The sequence below is a fragment of the Pseudomonas sp. So3.2b genome (assembly GCF_019464415.1).
GTDB lineage: Bacteria > Pseudomonadota > Gammaproteobacteria > Pseudomonadales > Pseudomonadaceae > Aquipseudomonas > Aquipseudomonas shahriarae.
Window position 1 is genome coordinate 3,855,561 of the sequence record NZ_CP080494.1, and the last position, 18,444, is coordinate 3,874,004.

Below are 18,444 nucleotides of genomic sequence, written 5' to 3' on the forward strand. Positions count from 1 at the left end.
TGTACCCAGTATCGACAGCCTTGTCCAGAACCTGCATATCAGCGATAAAAGTGACGGAAATAGTTAATCCCTAGCCAATAAAAAATAAGTCCGTCATTAATGCGCCCCCTTAACTTGTGCGCCCGAATTAAGCCAACCACTAAGGCGTGATGTTCGGTAAACGCTTATAGTCGTTATCTGTGCACTTTGTTAAATAGATCCGCCCCCTTTTCGCATTATATAATATGGGCACCATCGGGCGTCTGCAGCAAGGCGAACACATACACTTGTCACCATAAGACTGATTGACAATATAGAAAACCACCACACCTCATTTAGCAGCATCAATGACGTAGTGAACTCTTCAAAAATCGCTGGACCAGATAGGCTAGAAAGGTCAAGAAAATGAAAACTCAGACGCTAGAAGACCTAATCAGCGAATACTTAGAGGAAGTTGAAAAGGCAACCAACTTACTTGAATTATCTTTTGGTACAAAAAATATCTTAGGACTGTGGCGTTCAAAAAAAATCCCGCTGCGCGGAAAGCTCAGCGATGACGCAACGTACGAACTACATGGAGTCGGCTGTAGGGTTTACATATCCGAGAAATGTATTGACTTCGATTACGGCCCCGACGGTCGAATTGATGGCTTCGAATCATGGATGACTTTACATTTACGCATGCGAAGTTCCAAAAAAATACAAAAAATACACTAACAAGACGACGCTCGAGCGAGAGTTCAGCGAGTACGTAGAAAAAGGAAAAGCAAAGAAAATTCAGGGCTCAACTTCCAACTTATTTTTCCAGAAACCTTGATAAAAACCGGAACAAAAGGAACGAACCTATTTAATCGCTAGTAAATTTAGTAATAGGCCCACCATTGCCCACTATGAATCAACACCAAAACGCGTTGAGCGGCGGCAAACGGCCATTGCTCCCGCAGGGCGCTAAATAGATCCGTTCCTTTAACCAACTACCGGAAGGGTTATATATCAATCCCCTCTCAGATATTTCCGACAGCGTTTTAGGGTTGCCACTGGGAAGCCCCCCCCATAATCTTCGGCAGTCGCTGCAAATTCAGCGACCGGGTTTCGCAGCCCGATAAAAGTGACGGACATATTTAATTCCTAGCCAATAAAAAACAAGCCCGTCATTAATGCCCCCCTTAAGTAGTGTGTCTGAATGAAGCCAACCACTAAGGCCTGGTGCTCGGCAAACAATTATAGTCGTTATCTTTACACTTTGTTAAATAGATCCGCCCCCTTTTCGCAAGGCATTTCGCCGGATAGGGGTCTCCAAGGACGATTACAGCGTGACCAAGTGGGGAAAGGACAAATACGGAAAAACCTTCCCAACCGAGTGGCGTGTACAGAAAGGGCCAAACAGAGGAACGGAAGTCAACATTGATGACCCAACGCTTGTTTCTAGCAAAAAAGGTCCTCAATCACCTCATATTGGTTACCAAACTGCCGGAAAAAGGGCAGGTGGTGGTGCAGTAAGGGGCCATATACTTTTAGAGTTACTTCCAGTTAGCCGCTCAAGAATCGGAGAACCATGATGAATTATCTAGAAGAAGAATTAGACGAAACTATAAACACGTTGAAAATCTCCTCAAAGAAGCTCAATTCTGAAGAGATCGCAACATTAATATCCACCTTAACCAAAAAATACTTTAAAACAGAAAAAAATGTACTAGATCCAGTCGATTTCAACGAGAAATGCACCGAGCACAACCCTGACTTTTGGAAGGAAATACCAGACCGCATAAAAAAAAACGACCTCATACTTTTGGTTTTTGACACGGGTCACAGAGCATGGAAACTCGAAAACGCACAAGACCTTGCGCTGTTAATAAGCGAAACAACTGGTTATCCGTTCTGGGTCACCGATCATGATCTATCGTTTTTGGTTCATCTGGATGACCATGATTGCGTGCTCTGGGCTTAAAAACCAAAGTGACATACAGTAAGGGACGAATCTATTTGATGGCGAGTCGATGCAGTAGTAGATCCGCCATTGATCGCCTATGCCCCCTGAGTTTGTGTGCTTGGATAAACCATCCACTACGGCGTGATGAGCGAAATGGCTCTCACGCAAACGTCTAGTAGGGAAAGAAAAAAGGGCCCCACTATCTGTTCCAAGGTTCTGCAGAATCAGTTCTCAAAATAAACAGAAGGTTTGCGAAAAAATGAGCTATCTAAAACTGAAGAAGCAAAGCTAATTGATGAAATACAAAAAAATTCACGTTCGCAGGAAGCAAGATAGATTCAAGCACTGTAAAAACTTCCGTCAATCTAAACATTCTAGACAGACTCGAAGCTTTGGCTCATATCTCAGAAGCCCTTAGCCATTTAAATATTAATAATGTGTGCTTTTCAGGGGGTTCCGTTATAGATCACGCTTATGTCGTTCAAATTGACGATATTAGAGAAGCAATTGACATATTTTCTGAAATCCCCCAACACACCTATTTTTTTCCTGAAAACCTATGCTGGATTGCCTGCATCACATTTGAAGGTGACCTCGACTATGTGGATCTTAGGCCCACTGACTGTTCCCCCCCTCCCCCCTCTCAATAGAGGCGACACGAATAGATCCGAGGAACAAACCATTTGACCGCCATTAACCGCAACGAGGCTGCGATGGCGGTGCCTCACACAGTATAAATACTGGCAGCGCCGCCGCCATCGCAGCCTCGCTGGGGCTCGACAGCTCCCACCTTTGATCTTTGCTACCTTGAGCAATGTGTTTGAATGATATTTTCCCAGTGTTCAAATACCTTGAAAAAGCTGAAATTCAGGACGAGGTAGAGGTCGTGATGGATAAATCCATAATTGTTATTGGTGGCGAGTCAGCCGAGGAAATGACCTGCATGACTCGCATTGACGAACACATCGTCGCACTATCGGGCAAGGCACGTCCCACCGTTCTCTATATCTCCACAGCCAATGGCGATGACCGCCTGAAAATTTCCGACTTCATCACCAAATACGAAAGTATCGGTTGCACCGTCACCTGCTTGACGTTTTTTATTCCGCCGTTTCCCGACGCTGGCTATATTGCATCGTTGTTTGAACAGGCCGACATTGTTTATGTAGCAGGCGGGAATACGCGCGCCATGTTAGCTATCTGGCGAGAATTTGGTGTAGTTGGCTTGCTAAGGAAGGCATGGGAAAGTGGCAAGGTGCTTTGTGGTGTCAGTGCCGGAGCCATTTGCTGGTTCGACTACGGCCACTCCGACTCAGGGGGAGCCTTCGCCCTGATCGACGGCCTGGGTTTACTTCCCGGCGCGCTGTGTCCGCACTTCAGCTCAGAGGCAGGAAGAGCAGAATCATTTGTTGAGCTTGTGAAGCTTAAGGGTGTGCACCCTGCTTACGCAGCCGACGACGGGGTCGCCCTGCATTTCAAGAATAACCAACACTATGAAACGATCCGTAATGACGCAAAAAGTAGCGCTTATGAAGTCAGTCCGGCGCCGCCTTATCTAAGGTTGCTATCTGAGTAGAGGCCGACGTACGACTGAGCAACCTTGCCCTGCAAACCACCACGTCGCTCCGCCATTCGCCGCCAACGTGCAGGCGCTAAAGTGATACCGTCTTGATTCCACTTGATAAAAAAGGAGTTTTACCACCCATGAGGATCAAATGTTCCGTCTTTATCGCAGCAAGCATTGACGGTTTTATTGCCCGGCCAGATGGGGATATTGAGTGGCTGCACCGACCGGAATATGAAAGTTCGGGCTTGAATGGCATCACTTATGAAAGCTTCATCGCAACAGTCGACGGGTTGGTCATGGGGCGCAAGACCCTGGAAAAAGTACTGTCCTTTCCAGAGTGGCCCTATGAGGGCACGCCGGTCATAGCGCTTTCCCACAAGACCTTAGAGATTCCTGCGCACCTACAGGGCAAGGTGGAGGTGTTGGCAGCCGATGTGAGCATGCTCGTCGACCAACTGGCCGAGCGCGGTATGAAACATCTTTATATCGACGGAGGCCAGACCATCCAGGCATTTCTTGAAGCAGGCCTGCTCAGTGAGTTGATCATCACCCGCATTCCGATTCTGCTGGGCCAGGGGATTCCCTTGTTCAGTCACGTCGGTCGTGAATGTGAGCTTCGCCACATCGCTACCTGTACCTCGGACAATGGCTTTGTCCAGAGCCGGTATACCATCGAGCAGCGTTGACTCGCAACACCACCACAAACAAAAACGCCCCGAACCAGTCGGGGCGTTTTTATTCATGCAGGCATCAGCCGTCAGTCAGCCAAGCGCCAGGTCGTCCCGCCCTTGCCGTCTTCCAATACCACGCCCATGGCGGTGAGTTGGTCGCGGATGCGGTCGGATTCTGCCCAGTCCTTGTTGGCACGGGCATTCAGGCGGGCCTGGATCAAGGCGTCGACTTCGGCTGCGTCCACACGCCCTTCGGCGCCGGCTTGCAGGAAGTCGTCCGCTTCCATTTGCAACACGCCCAGCACGCTGGCCAGTTCCTTGAGGCGTGCCGCCAGGCCGGCCGCTGCGGCGAGATCGCTCTCGCGCAGGCGGTTGATCTCGCGGACCATCTCGAACAGTACGGCGCAGGCTTCGGGGGTGCCGAAGTCGTCGTTCATCACGGTAGTGAAGCGTTCAACAAACGCCTCGCCACCGGCCGGCGCCACAACCGGCAGGCCTTTCAACGCGTGGTAGAACCGCTCCAGGGCGCCCTTGGCGTCCTTGAGGTTGTCTTCCGAGTAGTTGATGGCACTGCGGTAATGGCTCGATACCAGCAGATAACGCACAACCTCCGGGTGGTACTTTTCCAGCACGTCGCGGATGGTGAAGAAGTTGTTCAAGGACTTGGACATCTTCTCGCCATTGATGCGAATCATGCCGCAATGCATCCACGCGTTAGCGTAGGTCTTGCCGGTGGCCGCTTCGCTTTGGGCGATTTCGTTTTCGTGGTGCGGGAACTCAAGATCGCTGCCGCCGCCATGAATGTCGAACGTCTCGCCCAGGCAGCAGGTGGACATCACCGAGCATTCGATGTGCCAGCCCGGACGCCCGGCGCCCCAGGGGGATTCCCAGCTCGGCTCGCCGGGCTTGGTGCCTTTCCACAGCACGAAGTCCAGCGGGTCTTGCTTGGCTTCGTCGACTTCGATGCGGGCGCCGATGCGCAGGTCTTCGATTTTCTTGCGCGACAGCTTGCCGTAGCCCATGAACTTGGCGACGCGGTAGTACACGTCGCCATTGCCCGGGGCGTAGGCATAGCCCTTGTCGATCAAGGTCTGGATCATCGCGTGCATGCCCGGGATATGGTCCGTGGCGCGCGGCTCCATGTCTGGTTTGAGGATATTGAGGCGCGCCTCGTCCTCGTGCATGGCGGCGATCATGCGCTCGGTCAGCGCGTCGAACGACTCGCCGTTTTCATTGGCGCGATTGATGATCTTGTCGTCGATGTCGGTGATGTTGCGCACGTACGTCAAGTCGTAGCCGCTGAAACGCAACCAGCGGGTCACCAGGTCGAAAGCAACCATGCTGCGGCCGTGGCCGATGTGGCAGTAGTCGTACACGGTCATGCCGCACACGTACATGCGCACCTTGTTGCCGTCCAGCGGCTTGAAGACTTCTTTGGTCTTGCTGAGCGTGTTGTAGATCGTTAGCACGATGTTTCCCTTAAGACTTGATCACTGGCCCCACGAATCACGCAAGGTCACGGTACGGTTGAATACCGGCTGACCAGGTTTCGAGTCCTTGATATCCGCGCAGAAGTAGCCTTCGCGCTCGAACTGGAAACGGTCCTCCGGCTGTGCGTCGCCCAAAGACGGTTCGGCACGACAACCCGTAAGTACTTGCAGGGAGTCAGGGTTGATGTTGTCCAGGAAGCTGGCGCTGTCTTCGGCCTTCTCGGGATTAGGCGAGCGGAACAGGCGATCGTACAGGCGCACTTCGCACTCGACGCTGGCCGCGGCCGGCACCCAGTGCACCACGCCTTTGACCTTGCGGCCTTCAGGGTTCTTGCCCAGGGTTTCAGGATCGTAGGAGCAACGCAGTTCGACGATGTTGCCATCGGCGTCCTTGATGGCTTCGTCGGCACGGATCACGTAGCTGCCACGCAGGCGCACTTCGCCGTTCGGCTCCAGGCGCTTGTAGCCCTTGGGCGGCTCTTCCATGAAGTCATCGCGGTCGATGTAGATTTCACGGGCGAACGGCAGCTTGCGCACGCCCAGTTCTTCTTTTTGCGGGTGACGCGGCAGTTCGAGGTGCTCGACCTGGTCTTGCGGGTAGTTGGTGATCACGACTTTCAACGGACGCAGCACGCACATGGCGCGCGGGGCGTTCGCGTCGAGGTCCTGACGGATGCTGAACTCGAGCATGCCGTAGTCAACCACGCCGTCGGAGCGGTTGGTGCCGACCATGTCGCAGAAATTGCGGATCGACGCCGGGGTGTAGCCACGACGGCGGAAGCCCGACAGGGTCGACATGCGTGGGTCGTCCCAGCCATGTACGTGCTTCTCATCGACCAACTGCTTGAGCTTGCGCTTGCTGGTGATGGTGTAGTTCAGGTTCAGGCGGCTGAATTCGTACTGACGCGGGTGCGCCGGCACCGGCAGGCTGTCGAGGAACCATTCGTACAGCGGGCGATGGCTTTCGAACTCCAGGGTGCAGATGGAGTGGGTAATGCCTTCGATGGCGTCCGACTGACCGTGGGTGAAGTCATAGTTGGGGTAGATGCACCACTTGTCACCGGTCTGGTGGTGATGGGCGTGGCGGATGCGGTACATGATCGGGTCACGCAGGTTCATGTTCGGCGAGGCCATGTCGATCTTGGCCCGCAATACACGGGCGCCGTCCGGGAACTCGCCGTCGCGCATGCGGGTGAACCAGTCCAGGTTCTCTTCTACCGAACGGTCGCGGAACGGGCTGTTCTTGCCCGGCTCGGTCAAGGTGCCACGGTATTCCTTGGCCTGCTCAGGCGTCAGGTCGTCGACGTAGGCCTTGCCAGCCTTGATCAGTTCCACGGCCCAGTCGAACAACTGGTCGAAATACTTGGAGGCGTAGCGCACTTCACCGGACCATTCGAAGCCCAGCCACTTGATGTCGCTTTCGATGGCGTCGATGTATTCCTGGTCTTCCTTGGCCGGGTTGGTGTCGTCGAAACGCAGGTGCGTTACGCCACCGAACTCCTGGGCCAGGCCGAAGTTCACACAGATCGACTTGGCGTGGCCGATGTGCAGGTAACCGTTGGGCTCAGGTGGGAAACGGGTGACGATCTGCGTGTGCTTGCCCGAATCCAGGTCCGCCTGGATGATCGGGCGCAGGAAATTGACCGGGACGGCAGGTCCGGCCTTGGAATTCGAGGTAGGGTCGACAGTGGGCTTGCTCATAGGATCCTTGAACAGACAGGTACGTGGCCGGGTCGGGCCAGACAAACAAAGGGCTTATCATAGCCGATGCCGTCAAGCACCTGACAGGGCATGGCCAAAAACTGCTGCATTTATTGCATGGGCGGTAAAAAACCACCTCGAAATTCCTGACAGGCACGCTAAACTGCGCGCCTTGGCCGCAGTTTAGCCAACCCGGTAAGGTGCCCAGGCGTCCGAACCCACGAATTCCCTGAAAAGAGTAATGAACATGACTCAAGTCAAACTGACCACCAACCACGGTGACATCGTCATCGAGCTGAACGCCGAGAAAGCGCCGATCACCGTCGCCAACTTCATCGAGTACGTTAACGCCGGCCACTACGAAAACACCGTTTTCCACCGTGTCATCGGCAACTTCATGGTCCAGGGCGGCGGTTTCGAGCCTGGCATGAAAGAAAAGAAAGACAAGCGTCCAAGCATCCAGAACGAAGCGGACAACGGTCTTTCCAACGACAAGTACACCGTCGCCATGGCCCGTACCATGGAGCCGCATTCGGCCTCCGCGCAGTTCTTCATCAACGTGGCTGACAACGGTTTCCTCAACCACAGCGCCAAGACCGTACAGGGTTGGGGCTACGCGGTATTCGGTAAAGTCACCGAAGGCACCGACGTCGTGGACAAGATCAAGGGTGTTTCCACCACCACGAAAAGCGGTCACCAGGACGTACCAGCAGAAGACGTGATCATCGAGAAAGCCGAGATCGTTGCGTGATACTGCTGATTTCAGACTTGCATCTGGAAGAGGAGCGCCCGGACATTACCCGGGCGTTTCTGGATTTACTCCACGGCCGCGCCCGTGGCGCGCAAGCGTTGTACATCCTGGGGGACTTTTTCGAAGCCTGGATTGGTGACGATGGCATGACCCCGTTCCAGCGTTCGATTTGCGCGGCTCTACGTGAGCTGAGCGACAGTGGCACCCAAGTATTCCTGATGCACGGCAACCGGGATTTCCTGATCGGCAAGGCGTTCTGCAAAGCCGCAGGCGCAACGTTGCTCAAGGACCCTACCGTCGTGCAGCTGTATGGCGAGCCCGTGCTGTTGATGCACGGCGACAGCCTGTGTACCCGCGACCTCGGCTATATGAAGCTGCGGCGCATCCTGCGTAATCCCATCGTGCTGTTTATCCTGCGCCACCTGCCCTTGCGCACCCGCCATAAACTGGCGCACAAGCTGCGCAGCGAAAGCCGTGCCCAGGTACGCATGAAGGCCAACGATATTGTCGATGTAACGCCCGAGGAAGTGCCACGGGTGATGCAAGCCTTCGGCGTGCGCACCCTGGTCCACGGCCACACCCACCGCCCGGCCATTCACAAGTTGCAGATTGGCGAGCAGGCGGCCAAGCGCATTGTGCTGGGGGATTGGGACAAGCAGGGCTGGGCGTTGCAGGTGGATGAGCAAGGGTTTCAACTGGCGGCGTTTGACTTCGTCAATCCGCAGTTGGCGTTGCCTGGCGCCTGACTTGCAAACAACACGAAGCAAATGTGGGAGCGGGCTTGCTCCCACATTTTTAACCGCGAAGACGTCAAGATCAGTGCCCTGATGCCGCCGGCCCAGCCTTCGCAGTAAACGGCGGCTTGGCCAGCCACACCAGCAGGATCAAGCCCATGAACATCCACCCCAGCAGCGTGAAGTAATCCACGGTGGACATCATGTACGCCTGGCTGGTGAGGATCTGGTCCAGTTGCGCATAGGCCTTGTGCCCCGCACCGCCCAGGGTGTTCAGCGCATCGCGGGTAGCCGAGTCGTACACGCTCATACTCTCGCTCATATAGGCATGGTGCTGGTCCGCGCGGCGAATCCAGATCCAGGTGGTCAGCGATGCCGCAAAGCTGCCGCCCAGGGTCCGCAGGAAGGTCGCCAGGCCTGCGCCGTCGGCGATCTGGTGCGGCGGCAGATCGGACATCAGGATGCTCAAGGTCGGCATAAAGAACAGCGCCACGCCGATGCCCATGAACAGCTGCACCAGGGCGATATGCTGGAAGTCCACTTCATTGGTGAAGCCGGCGCGCATAAAGCAGCTCAGGCCGATCGCCAGGAACGCCAGGCCGGCCAGCAGCCGCAAGTCGAACTTGTGCGCGTACTTGCCGACAAAGGGCGACATCAGCACCGGCAGGATGCCGATCGGCGCCACCGCCAGCCCGGCCCAGGTCGCGGTGTAGCCCATCTGCGTCTGCAGCCATTGCGGCAGGATCAGGTTGATACCAAAGAACCCGGCGTAGCCCAGCACCAAGACGATGGTGCCGATGCGGAAGTTGCGATGGGCAAACAGGCGCAGGTTGACCACTGGGTGCTTGTCGGTCATTTCCCAGATCACAAACACCGCCAGGGCGATCACCGAAATGGCCGCGCCGATGATGATGAAATTGGATTCGAACCAGTCCAGGTCATTGCCCTTGTCGAGGATGATCTGCAAGGCACCGACCCCGACGATCAAGCTCAGCAGCCCGACATAGTCCATCGGCTGATGACTGGTGACCACCGGGCGTTTCTTGAGCTGCGCACGCACCACCATCACCGCAAATATCCCGATGGGCACGTTGATAAAGAAGATCCACGGCCAGCTGTAGCTGTCGGTAATCCAGCCGCCAAGAATAGGCCCGGCAATGGGCGCGACCACCGTGACCATCGCCAGCAACGCCAAGGCCATGCCGCGCCTGGCGGGGGGATAGACCGCAATCAGCAAGGTTTGGGTCATTGGATACAACGGGCCCGCCACCAAGCCTTGCAGCACGCGAAAGCCAATCAACTCGGGCATCGAGGTGGAGACACCACACAGGAACGAGGCCAGCACAAACAGGACGGTCGCCCACAAAAACAGCTTCACCTCACCAAAGCGCCGGCTCAACCAGCCGGTCAATGGCAAGGCAATGGCATTGCTTACGGCAAATGAGGTGATGACCCAGGTGCCCTGCTCCGAACTCACGCCCAGGTTGCCGGAAATGGTCGGCAACGCCACGTTGGCGATGGTGGTGTCGAGCACCTGCATAAAGGTCGCCAGGGACAGGCCAATGGTGGCCATCAGCAAGCTGGGTGGCGTGAACGAGGCGTTATTGCTCATCAGCGTTGTGCTGCCTTGGGCGCGGCCACGCTGTTGTCATGGATCAACTGGGTGATCATCGCGTCGGCCTCGGCCAACTGGCGGTCATACACGGTGGTGGTGAACGAGGCTTTTTGCGGCGGTTGTTGCGCCAGTACCGGTCCACTCTGGTCGTGCAGGTTGACTTCCACCTGGGTCGACAAGCCCACCCGCAACGGGTGCTGGGCCAACTCCTGGGCATTGATATGGATGCGCACCGGTACCCGCTGCACGATCTTGATCCAGTTGCCGGTGGCGTTCTGGGCCGGCAGCAAGGCAAAGGCGCTGCCGGTACCGGCGCCGAGGCTGTCGACGGTGCCGCTGTACTTCACGTCGCTGCCGTAGAGATCGGCCTCGATATCCACCGGCTGGCCAATGCGCATCTGGCGCAGTTGGGTTTCCTTGAAGTTGGCGTCGATCCACAGTTGGTCCAGGGGAATCACCGCCATCAACGCGGTACCCGGCTCGACCCGCTGGCCCAGTTGCACGGTGCGCTTGGCGACGTAGCCGGTGACCGGTGCGATCAGGGTGCTGCGCGCATTGGTCAGGTAGGCCTGGCGCAGTTGCGCGGCAGCGGCCTGCACATCCGGGTGGGACGAAATCACCGTGTCATCCACCAACGCAGTGGAGGTATTGAGTTGCTGTTGCAGGTTGGCCAGTGAGTTGCTCGCCGCACTCAGGGCGTCGCGGGCGTGGGACAGTTCTTCCAGGGAAATCGCGCCGCCCTGGGCGAGGACTCTGCGGCGGTTGAAGTTGTCCTGGGCGGTTTGCACCTGGGCTTTTTGCGCCTGTACCTGGGCTTTCATGCCATCCACATTGCTGTACAAGCCACGCACCTGGCGTACCGTGCGCGCCAGGTTGGCCTGGGCACTTTGCAGGCCGACGGCGGCGTCGTTGGGGTCGAAGTTGATCAGCACCTGGCCTTCGTGGACCAGGTCGCCATCGTCGGCGCCAATGCTGACCACGGTACCGGTGACCAGCGGGGTGATTTCCACCACGTTGCCATTCACGTACGCATCGTCGGTACTTTCGCTCCAACGGCCATACAGCTCGTACCAGCCCCACACGCCCAGGACGCAAAGGACGACGATCAGCGCCAGGCCCAGCAACATGATTTTGCGTTTGCGCGGGTTGCCGTCGTTGGGTTGGGAGTGTGCGGTGTTGTTTGCTTGGGCAGTAGCCATGACAAGTACCTTGCGTTATTCAGCGCGCGTGACTGGCGTGTTCATTGAGTCCCGACCCGCTGCAACGTGATGGGATCACCCGCAGCGATCAGGATTTTCTTCAGGATGTGCTCCAGGGTCTGCAACTCCCCCGGTTCGAGTGCGCCAGCCAACTGGTTCAGGGCCTGGGCGCCGATCTGCGGCAGCATGTCCGCCAGGCGCTGGCCTTCTGCGGTCAGCACCAGTTGCACCTGGCGCCGGTCCTGCTCGGAGCGCTTGCGCGCCAGCAGGTCTTTTTGCTCCAGGCGGTCGAGCATGCGAGTCATCGAGCCACTGTCCAGGGACAGGTTGCGGCACAGCTCCGCCGGGGTATCGACGCCGAACTGGGCCATGATGATCAACACCTTGAACTGCGCGGCGGTGATGCCGTGGGGTTCCATATGGGTGTCGATGATGCGGTCTTTGAGAATCGCGGCGCGCCCCAGCAACAGCCCGAGATGGCAGTTATGGAAGTTTTCCGGGGTGAAGTGTTCCATCGGGAGTCACCTTATTACTGCCTAGGCAGTGAATGTGTGACGAAATATTACTGCCTAGGCAGCGAATGTCAAATAAATAGTTAGGTTGCTTGGTAATCAGGCGCTGAATGCACCCCAAAAAAAATGGTGGGAGCTGGCAAGCCAGCTCCCACCATTTGATGTGCCTTTAACCGTCAGAAATCCCGCTTGTAGAAGATATCCAATGAACTGGCCACGCCGCTGGCCACTTCCAGGTACACCCTCTTGCTCAACAGGTAACGCAAGGCAATGGTGCTGGCCGGCTCGAACACCCCGACCCCGTAACGCAGGCTGAGTTTCTCGGTGATCTTGCCGCTGGCCACCACTGCCGTGTTGGTGCCACTGCCCTGGGTGTCCAGCTCAAAGTCCTGGATCCCCAGATTCTTGGCAATGTCCGAGGTCACGCCGGCACTGCCCATCAAGCCCAGGCCCAGTGCCGCTTGCGCCAGCATATTGTTGTCTTCGCCGGTGGTGCTCAACGGACGGCCCAGCACCAGGTAGGACAGCGCCTGCTCCTGGCTCATGGCCGGCTCCGAGAAGATCTGCGTGGTCGGCTGCTCGGCACTGCCGCTCAGGCGGATACCGGCGATCACGTCGTTGGTCTTGCGGATGGCTTCGATATCCAGGTATGGCTGGTCCAGCGGCCCGGCGAACAGCAGGCGCGCACGCCGCACATCCAGCCTCTGGCCATAGGCGCGGTAGCGCCCATCGTTGAGCCACAGCTCGCCACGGGTGTCCAGGTTATCGCCGATATGCACCTGGCCCTGGACCTTGGCGGTCAGGCCGAAACCGGCAAAGTTGAGCTGGTCCTCGCCCACGACCACGTTGATGTCCATGGCGATGGCCATCGGCGGCTTGCCCTCTTCGGTCTGGCTGCCGACGATCACCGTGTCATCCGAGACCTTGACCGTCGATGGCGGCAGTTCACGCACAGTGATATCACCGCGCGGGATGTGCACATTGCCGGCAATCGCCAGCTTGTCGTCCTTGAGCGTGATCTTCAAGTCAGGCGCCACTTCCAGTTCGGCGTAGGGCTCGACCGTGACCGGCAATTGCGAGCCTTGCAGGCTGAGGTCAACGGCCAGGGCCCGGCCCCAATCGATCTGCCCCTTGAGGCTGCCCTGCCCGGCCTTGCCACTGCGCCAGCCGCCGTTGAGCTGCACGCTTTCGCCGGCGATCAGGGCCTGCACGTTCAGGCCTTCAAGGCTGATGGGCAGTTCGGGCCCGGAAATCTCGCCGGCGATCAGGTTGACGTTGCCGTTGACCTGCGGCGCCAACAAGCCGCCGGAGATGCGCCCGCTGCCATTGAGCTTGCCATTGAGTTTTTCCACCATCGGCACAAACGGCCGCGCTACCGCCAGGTCCAGGCCGGTAAGGCTGAAGTTGCCGGAGATCGGCTTGTTTTTCGCCAGCGGGTTGATCTGCGCCTGCAGCAGCAACTCGCCGAGCTTGCCACCGCGGAAATTCAGCTGGGTATCAATGCGCGTGGGGTTAAGCGTGGTGTCCAGTTTGAGGGTGTCGTAGGGGAAGTCCAGCCACTGGTCCTTGTCCTTGACCCGCAACGTGCCGCCACTGGCATCCACCGCGATCAGGCCTTTAGGGCCGCTGGCCGGAAGGTCAAGCTGGATATCGGCGTTGAGCTTGCCTTGCCAGGCGAAATCCTTGGGCAGCCACTGCGCCAGGCTGTCGATGGGGAACTGCTTGAGGTGATAACGCAGCTTGGGATCGGGCATCAGTCGCTGGTCTTCGCCACACAGGCTGGCGGGCCCGGAGACCCAGCAATGGGCAGCGAAGGTCAGCTTGCCATCGGCCATGCGCTCGATTTTCGCAGGGGCCTGCAGCTTCCAGTCCTGGCCCCCGGCCTGCACCTCGCCACTGGCCAGGCGCCCGCGCCAGTTACCCTTGTCGAGCGTGCCGTCCAGGGCCAGGGCCAGTTTGACCAGGGGGCCCATGAGGTCCAGTTGGACTTTCTGGTTTTTGATGTCGCCCTGGGCGCTGGCGGTCAAAGTACCGAGCTGGGTATCCCCGGCCTGGATGCCGGTGCCCTTGAGGTCGATCTTCGCCCGTTGTGCGTTATCAAGCGTGGCGTCCAGGGTGAGGGCTTGCAGGCGGTTGTCTTCAAACACCAGTTGCTGGCCCTTGAGATCGAGCTTGCCCTGGGGCGCCTTTAGAGTGCCGGCCACATCGAGTCGACCATTGACCTGCCCACGCAACTGCGGCCACAGCTGGGCCAGGCGTGCGAGCTTGATGTCGATCTGCCCGGCCAGGCGCTGTTGCAGGCTGCCGCTGCCATTGATGCGGTTGTCACCCAGGCGGATATCCAGGTTGGCCAGGGTCCACTGCTCGCCCGCGCCTTCGGCCTTGGCGGCCAGCACCGCCGTTTGGCCGCGCAAGCGGCCCTTGAGGTCAAGGTCGGCGTTGAGCTTGAGTTGTTCGTTCTTGAACTCGCCCTTGCTGCGCAGCGGCCCGGCCAGGGTACCGGGCAATTCTGCGACCCAGTACGCCGGGTTCAACGCCGACAGGTCCAGCGCCGTATCCCAGGCGATGCCCTCGGCAAATTGCAGGTTCAAGTGCCCTTCGGCCTTGCCCTGGCCAGCGGTCAATTTCAGCTCGGGCAGGAACACTTGCTTGAGGTCGCCACTGAACGGCGTGACCAGGCTGAATTTGCCGGCCGGGCCATCGAGGTCGGCCTTGAGATTGCCCAGGTAGTTGCCGTCCTTATAGGACACTTCACCGTTGAAGGTGCGTAGCACCACTTGCGGCTCGTCAATCAGCGGATACAGGCGATGCCAGGGGAAGTCCAGCCAGTCGATTTTTGCGTCTGCGCTGAAGCCCTGCTGCCAATCCAGTTGGGCGCTGAGCTTGAGGCTTTGCTTGTCCCCGGCATTCAGGTCCAGGCCGGCGAGCTGCGCGCCCTTGGCATCGACCCGGCCTTGCAGCAACAGGTCAACCGGGCCCTTTTCTGCGGGTAATACAGCCTTGCCTAGCAACTGATAGCCCTTGCCCAGGTCGCCCTTGGCAGTCAGGTCCAGTTGGTTGAGCTGCAAGGTGTCCGGCAAGTCGGCGGCAGGTTTGAAGCCATCGGCGGTGATGCGCAACTCTGCTGGCAGGTTCTCGACCAGGGGTTGCAGTTCGCCGCTAAGTTTGGCTGGCAGGTAGCCCGTGCTGTCGGCGTCGAGCTTGAGGGTCTTGAGCAGATCACCGGTCACGTTCAGCGCCACCGTCCACGGCGCGCCGCCCGGGGCATAGGGCAGGCTCAGGTTGCCGGTCGCGGTCAAGGGCCAATCGCCCGCGGGGTGCAGCATACCGCTGAGATCCAGCACCAGGTCGTCGCGTTGCAGATGTACCGCGTCGATCTGCATGCCCTCGGCTGTCCAATGCGCGGCCAGTTGCAGGCCCTTGAGTTCTTCGCTGCCGTTGAACAGCAGGCTGCCGACGCGCACGTCGCCCAGTTCGATCGCCACGGGCAGGTTCAAGTCCGGCAGGGTAATCGGGCCGCTGCTGTCTTCGGTGCTGGGTGGCAATTGCAGGCTGACCTGCTCCACGTCCAGTTGCCGGATGCACAGGGTCATGCGCAGCAGGCACGCCGGCGACCAGTCGAATTTGGGGGCATTGAGCTCTACGCGGCTGCTGTCTTGTTGCCACAGCACCTGGTCGGCGCTCCATTGCCCACCCAAACGGCCCTGGAAGTTTTCCACGCTCAACCCCGGGACTTGGCCGAGGGCCCAGCGACTGCCGACTTGCGTACCCAGTACGCTCCACACCGCCAGCGGCACCAAGGCAACGACCGCTGCCACACTCAGACCCGCTATTTTCAAACCACGCTTCACAGCTCAGGCCCCATGGAAAAGTGCAAACGAATGCCGCCCGGATCTTCCAGGGCATGGGCCAGGTCAAGACGAATCGGGCCGACCGGAGACACCCAGCGCACGCCGACGCCGACCCCGGTTTTCAGGCTTGGCAACTCAAGGGTGTTAAAGGAGTTGCCCTGATCGACAAAGGTCGCGATCCGCCATTTTTCGGCGATGGAATATTGATACTCGGCGCTCAAGGCCACCATGTAGCGGCCACCGATGCGGTCGCCCTTGTTGTTTTCCGGGGACAGGGTCTGGTACTCGTAGCCACGCACACTTTGGTCGCCACCGGCAAAAAAGCGCAGGGACGGCGGCACCGACTTGTAGCCGTTGGTGGCGCTGCCGCCAAACTGCGCGCGACCGAGGAAACGGTGCTTGTCCCACACGGTGGTCAAGCCCTTGATCATCGCAGTGCCGTACAGCAGGTTGGTGTCAGAGCCCAGCCCTTCCTTGGCCACCTTGGTATCGAACTGCAGGCGATAGCCATTATGCGGGTCGATGCGGTTATCGCTGCGCAGGTAGGAATAGCTGATACCGGGCATCAGCAAATTGCTCAAGCCGGAGTCGTCCCCCAGGCGATATTCTTCGCGCTGCCATTTGAGCGAGATCACCCGTGTCCAGCCGCTGGGCAATTTGCTGTGCCATTCCGGGCCGAGGGTGAGCAGCTTGCTGAGGGTGTCGGTATTGGCCAGCTCTTCATTCTGATAGCCACCGGCAAAACGCAGCTTGTCGGTGAGCGGCGGATCAAGGGGAATGTCGTACCACAGGCCGACGTTCTGCCGGGGCGCCGACAACTCGGCCTCCCAGCCATAGCTGTGCCCCTGGGGATTGACCCAGTGCCGTGTCCAGTTGGCCTTGCCACGCGGGCCGACGTCAGTGGAAAAACCCAGGCCCAGGCCCATGGTCCGCGGTTTACGGGTTTCCAGTTGGACCGCCACCGGGATCACATCATTGGCCGCCGCTGCCGGGGCGGCATCCACGCGCACGCCCTCGAAATAGCCGCTCGATTGCAGGGCCTGGTTCAGTTCGGCGATCAGTTCGGAATCGTAGGGCGCGCCACTCTTGAACGGCACCATGCGTTGCAAAAGCTCTTCATCAAAGGGGGTATCGCCGGCAAAGTTGACCTTGCCGAGGGTGTAGCGCGGGCCGCTGTCGTAGACCAGTTCGATATCGGCCACGCCCGCCTGGGGGTCGACGGACAGTGTCTGACGAGTGAAGCGGCCACTGAAATAGCCGAAGCGCGAGGCCTGGTTCTGGATCAGGCGCTTGGCGTCTTCGTAATGGCCATGGTTGAGTACGGCGCCGGACTTGAGGTCTTTGCTGTCGGGCACACGGAAGGATTTGAGCTCGGCCGCCGGGCCGTCGACGCGAATCGTGACATTGCGTAAATGCACCGGTTCGCCGGGGTCGATACTGAGGATCAGGCGCGGATTCTTGCCGGGCTTTACCTCACTGGCAATCTGCGGCTGATAAAAGCCCAGTGCCTGGGCGGCCTTGCGCGCCTGCTCCTCGGCACCGCGACTGAAGCGCTGCAAGGCCTCTTCGTCACGCTCGCCAACCCCGCCGATATAGCCTTCGATATTGGCCTTCAGCGCATCGTTTGAAGGCTTGACCCGCACGTCCAGTTCGCTTTGTGCCAAGGCGCCGCAGCTTGTGAACAGCAGGATCAAGCCGCTGGTAATTTTATTTGGAAACTTCATAGGCGCGGATGCTACACGAGCTGAGGAGCACCTTAGAACCTGGAATTGTCTGAATAATTCTGGGTTAAGGCGTTGCAGGTTGTAACACCTGGGGATTCGGGTGAAAAAACACATGTTCCAGAATGGGTCCTACAGCCACCTCTGCCACTTCGGCATAGCCCTGGCGTTTGTAGAACTCCAGGTACAGCGGATTGCCGGTATCCAGCACCACCCCTTGTGAATGCGGGTCTTCGGCGCACCAGTTATGCACGGCTTCCAGCAGTTGTTCGCCGTAATGCTTGCGCTGGAATTGCGGGTGGACCCCCAGCAGCGGCAGCACATGCACCGACTCCGATGGCAGGCACGCCAGCACCGCCTGATGGTATTCGAGGTAGCGCCGGGTGCACCTGAAACCGGTGCTCAGCCACATGCGCAATTGCCAGGCCCAGCTTTCCGTGATGCCCAGGCGCCGTTGCGGCGGGGCAATCAGGGCGATGCCGATCAGGCGGTCATTGACCAACAGGCCGATGGCCGGCAGTTCCTGGAGAAAGTGTTGCTTGACCAGCTCGCGCACCGTCGCGCGGACCCGCTGCTCGTACCCTGAGCGTTCAGCTTCGAACAGGTAGGCAAAGGTCGGCTCATGCCGATAGGCGTGGTACAGCAGCGAGCGCGCTTCGCGGGAATAGCCGCTATCGAGCAGGTGCACCTGGGCAACGGCGGTCGAGGTGTCGGGCATCAGTC

15 protein-coding genes are annotated in these 18,444 nt (G+C 58.2%); 7 read left to right on the forward strand and 8 right to left on the reverse strand.

Annotated features, from left to right (window positions below):
• Nucleotides 1–384: 384 nt before the first annotated feature.
• The 5 genes from K1X80_RS28575 to K1X80_RS17230 all read left to right on the forward strand — a co-directional run bounded on the left by K1X80_RS28575 (nt 385) and on the right by K1X80_RS17230 (nt 4,162).
• Nucleotides 385–696 carry a DUF6896 domain-containing protein gene (locus K1X80_RS28575; RefSeq protein ID WP_408980312.1) on the forward strand — a complete coding sequence of 104 codons (312 nt, stop codon included), beginning with the start codon at nt 385–387 and terminating at the stop codon, nt 694–696.
• 533 nt (nt 697–1,229) lie between these two features.
• A complete protein-coding gene (locus K1X80_RS28580) occupies nt 1,230–1,538 on the forward strand; it encodes a polymorphic toxin type 47 domain-containing protein (RefSeq protein WP_120733481.1) in 309 nt (102 codons plus the stop codon).
• Entirely contained in the window at nt 1,538–1,927 is a 390-nt protein-coding gene (locus K1X80_RS17220; protein ID WP_170045415.1) for a hypothetical protein, read from the forward strand. Before K1X80_RS28580 ends, K1X80_RS17220 begins: the two co-directional genes overlap by 1 nt.
• A gap of 802 nt (nt 1,928–2,729) precedes the next feature.
• Nucleotides 2,730–3,485, forward strand: a complete 756-nt coding sequence (locus K1X80_RS17225) for a peptidase E (protein WP_233100817.1) — start codon at nt 2,730–2,732, stop codon at nt 3,483–3,485.
• A gap of 128 nt (nt 3,486–3,613) precedes the next feature.
• Nucleotides 3,614–4,162 carry a dihydrofolate reductase family protein gene (locus K1X80_RS17230; protein WP_120733485.1) on the forward strand — a complete coding sequence of 183 codons (549 nt, stop codon included), beginning with the start codon at nt 3,614–3,616 and terminating at the stop codon, nt 4,160–4,162.
• A 71-nt stretch (nt 4,163–4,233) separates the two neighbouring features.
• Here K1X80_RS17230 and cysS read toward each other — a convergent pair whose 3' ends face one another.
• Complete coding sequence (gene cysS, locus K1X80_RS17235) at nt 4,234–5,616, reverse strand: cysteine--tRNA ligase (protein WP_057441584.1); 1,383 nt, start codon at nt 5,614–5,616, stop codon at nt 4,234–4,236.
• A 21-nt stretch (nt 5,617–5,637) separates the two neighbouring features.
• A complete protein-coding gene (locus K1X80_RS17240) occupies nt 5,638–7,338 on the reverse strand; it encodes a glutamine--tRNA ligase/YqeY domain fusion protein (protein WP_057960030.1) in 1,701 nt (566 codons plus the stop codon).
• 247 nt (nt 7,339–7,585) lie between these two features.
• Between K1X80_RS17240 and K1X80_RS17245 the strand changes: the two genes are divergently transcribed.
• Together K1X80_RS17245 and lpxH are read left to right on the forward strand one after the other, a co-directional pair.
• Nucleotides 7,586–8,089, forward strand: coding sequence for a peptidylprolyl isomerase (locus K1X80_RS17245; RefSeq protein WP_057441582.1), 504 nt, complete (start codon nt 7,586–7,588; stop codon nt 8,087–8,089).
• Nucleotides 8,086–8,835, forward strand: a complete 750-nt coding sequence (gene lpxH, locus K1X80_RS17250; protein WP_057960031.1) for a UDP-2,3-diacylglucosamine diphosphatase — start codon at nt 8,086–8,088, stop codon at nt 8,833–8,835. Before K1X80_RS17245 ends, lpxH begins: the two co-directional genes overlap by 4 nt.
• A gap of 70 nt (nt 8,836–8,905) precedes the next feature.
• Here the strand turns inward: lpxH and K1X80_RS17255 are convergent, their stop codons facing one another.
• The 6 genes from K1X80_RS17255 to K1X80_RS17280 all read right to left on the reverse strand — a co-directional run bounded on the left by K1X80_RS17255 (nt 8,906) and on the right by K1X80_RS17280 (nt 18,439).
• Nucleotides 8,906–10,435: a DHA2 family efflux MFS transporter permease subunit gene (locus tag K1X80_RS17255; RefSeq protein ID WP_057441580.1), complete on the reverse strand. Its 1,530-nt coding sequence runs from the start codon at nt 10,433–10,435 to the stop codon at nt 8,906–8,908.
• Complete coding sequence (locus K1X80_RS17260) at nt 10,435–11,637, reverse strand: efflux RND transporter periplasmic adaptor subunit (RefSeq protein WP_220172365.1); 1,203 nt, start codon at nt 11,635–11,637, stop codon at nt 10,435–10,437. Before K1X80_RS17260 ends, K1X80_RS17255 begins: the two co-directional genes overlap by 1 nt.
• 41 nt (nt 11,638–11,678) lie before the next feature.
• Complete coding sequence (locus K1X80_RS17265; protein WP_057441577.1) at nt 11,679–12,152, reverse strand: MarR family winged helix-turn-helix transcriptional regulator; 474 nt, start codon at nt 12,150–12,152, stop codon at nt 11,679–11,681.
• Nucleotides 12,153–12,325: 173 nt separating this feature from the next.
• The gene (locus K1X80_RS17270) at nt 12,326–16,000 is read right to left on the reverse strand and encodes a translocation/assembly module TamB domain-containing protein (RefSeq protein ID WP_220172366.1); all 3,675 of its coding nucleotides are present in this window, start codon (nt 15,998–16,000) and stop codon (nt 12,326–12,328) included.
• Nucleotides 15,997–17,724 carry an autotransporter assembly complex family protein gene (locus K1X80_RS17275; protein ID WP_057441574.1) on the reverse strand — a complete coding sequence of 576 codons (1,728 nt, stop codon included), beginning with the start codon at nt 17,722–17,724 and terminating at the stop codon, nt 15,997–15,999. The genes K1X80_RS17270 and K1X80_RS17275 overlap by 4 nt, the downstream gene beginning before the upstream one ends.
• Before the next feature lie 64 nt (nt 17,725–17,788).
• Entirely contained in the window at nt 17,789–18,439 is a 651-nt protein-coding gene (locus K1X80_RS17280; protein ID WP_220172367.1) for a GNAT family N-acetyltransferase, read from the reverse strand.
• Nucleotides 18,440–18,444: the final 5 nt, after the last annotated feature.

What these genes read in the sequence shown, in the direction of transcription:
- K1X80_RS28575 (WP_408980312.1), top strand. Translation starts at nt 385, where the DNA reads ATGAAAACTCAGACGCTAGAAGACCTAATCAGCGAATACTTAGAGGAA.
- K1X80_RS17220 (WP_170045415.1), top strand. Translation starts at nt 1,538, where the DNA reads ATGAATTATCTAGAAGAAGAATTAGACGAAACTATAAACACGTTGAAA.
- K1X80_RS17230 (WP_120733485.1), top strand. Translation starts at nt 3,614, where the DNA reads ATGAGGATCAAATGTTCCGTCTTTATCGCAGCAAGCATTGACGGTTTT.
- K1X80_RS17240 (WP_057960030.1), bottom strand. Translation starts at nt 7,338, where the DNA reads ATGAGCAAGCCCACTGTCGACCCTACCTCGAATTCCAAGGCCGGACCT.
- K1X80_RS17245 (WP_057441582.1), top strand. Translation starts at nt 7,586, where the DNA reads ATGACTCAAGTCAAACTGACCACCAACCACGGTGACATCGTCATCGAG.
- K1X80_RS17255 (WP_057441580.1), bottom strand. Translation starts at nt 10,435, where the DNA reads ATGAGCAATAACGCCTCGTTCACGCCACCCAGCTTGCTGATGGCCACC.
- K1X80_RS17260 (WP_220172365.1), bottom strand. Translation starts at nt 11,637, where the DNA reads ATGGCTACTGCCCAAGCAAACAACACCGCACACTCCCAACCCAACGAC.
- K1X80_RS17265 (WP_057441577.1), bottom strand. Translation starts at nt 12,152, where the DNA reads ATGGAACACTTCACCCCGGAAAACTTCCATAACTGCCATCTCGGGCTG.
- K1X80_RS17275 (WP_057441574.1), bottom strand. Translation starts at nt 17,724, where the DNA reads ATGAAGTTTCCAAATAAAATTACCAGCGGCTTGATCCTGCTGTTCACA.
- K1X80_RS17280 (WP_220172367.1), bottom strand. Translation starts at nt 18,439, where the DNA reads ATGCCCGACACCTCGACCGCCGTTGCCCAGGTGCACCTGCTCGATAGC.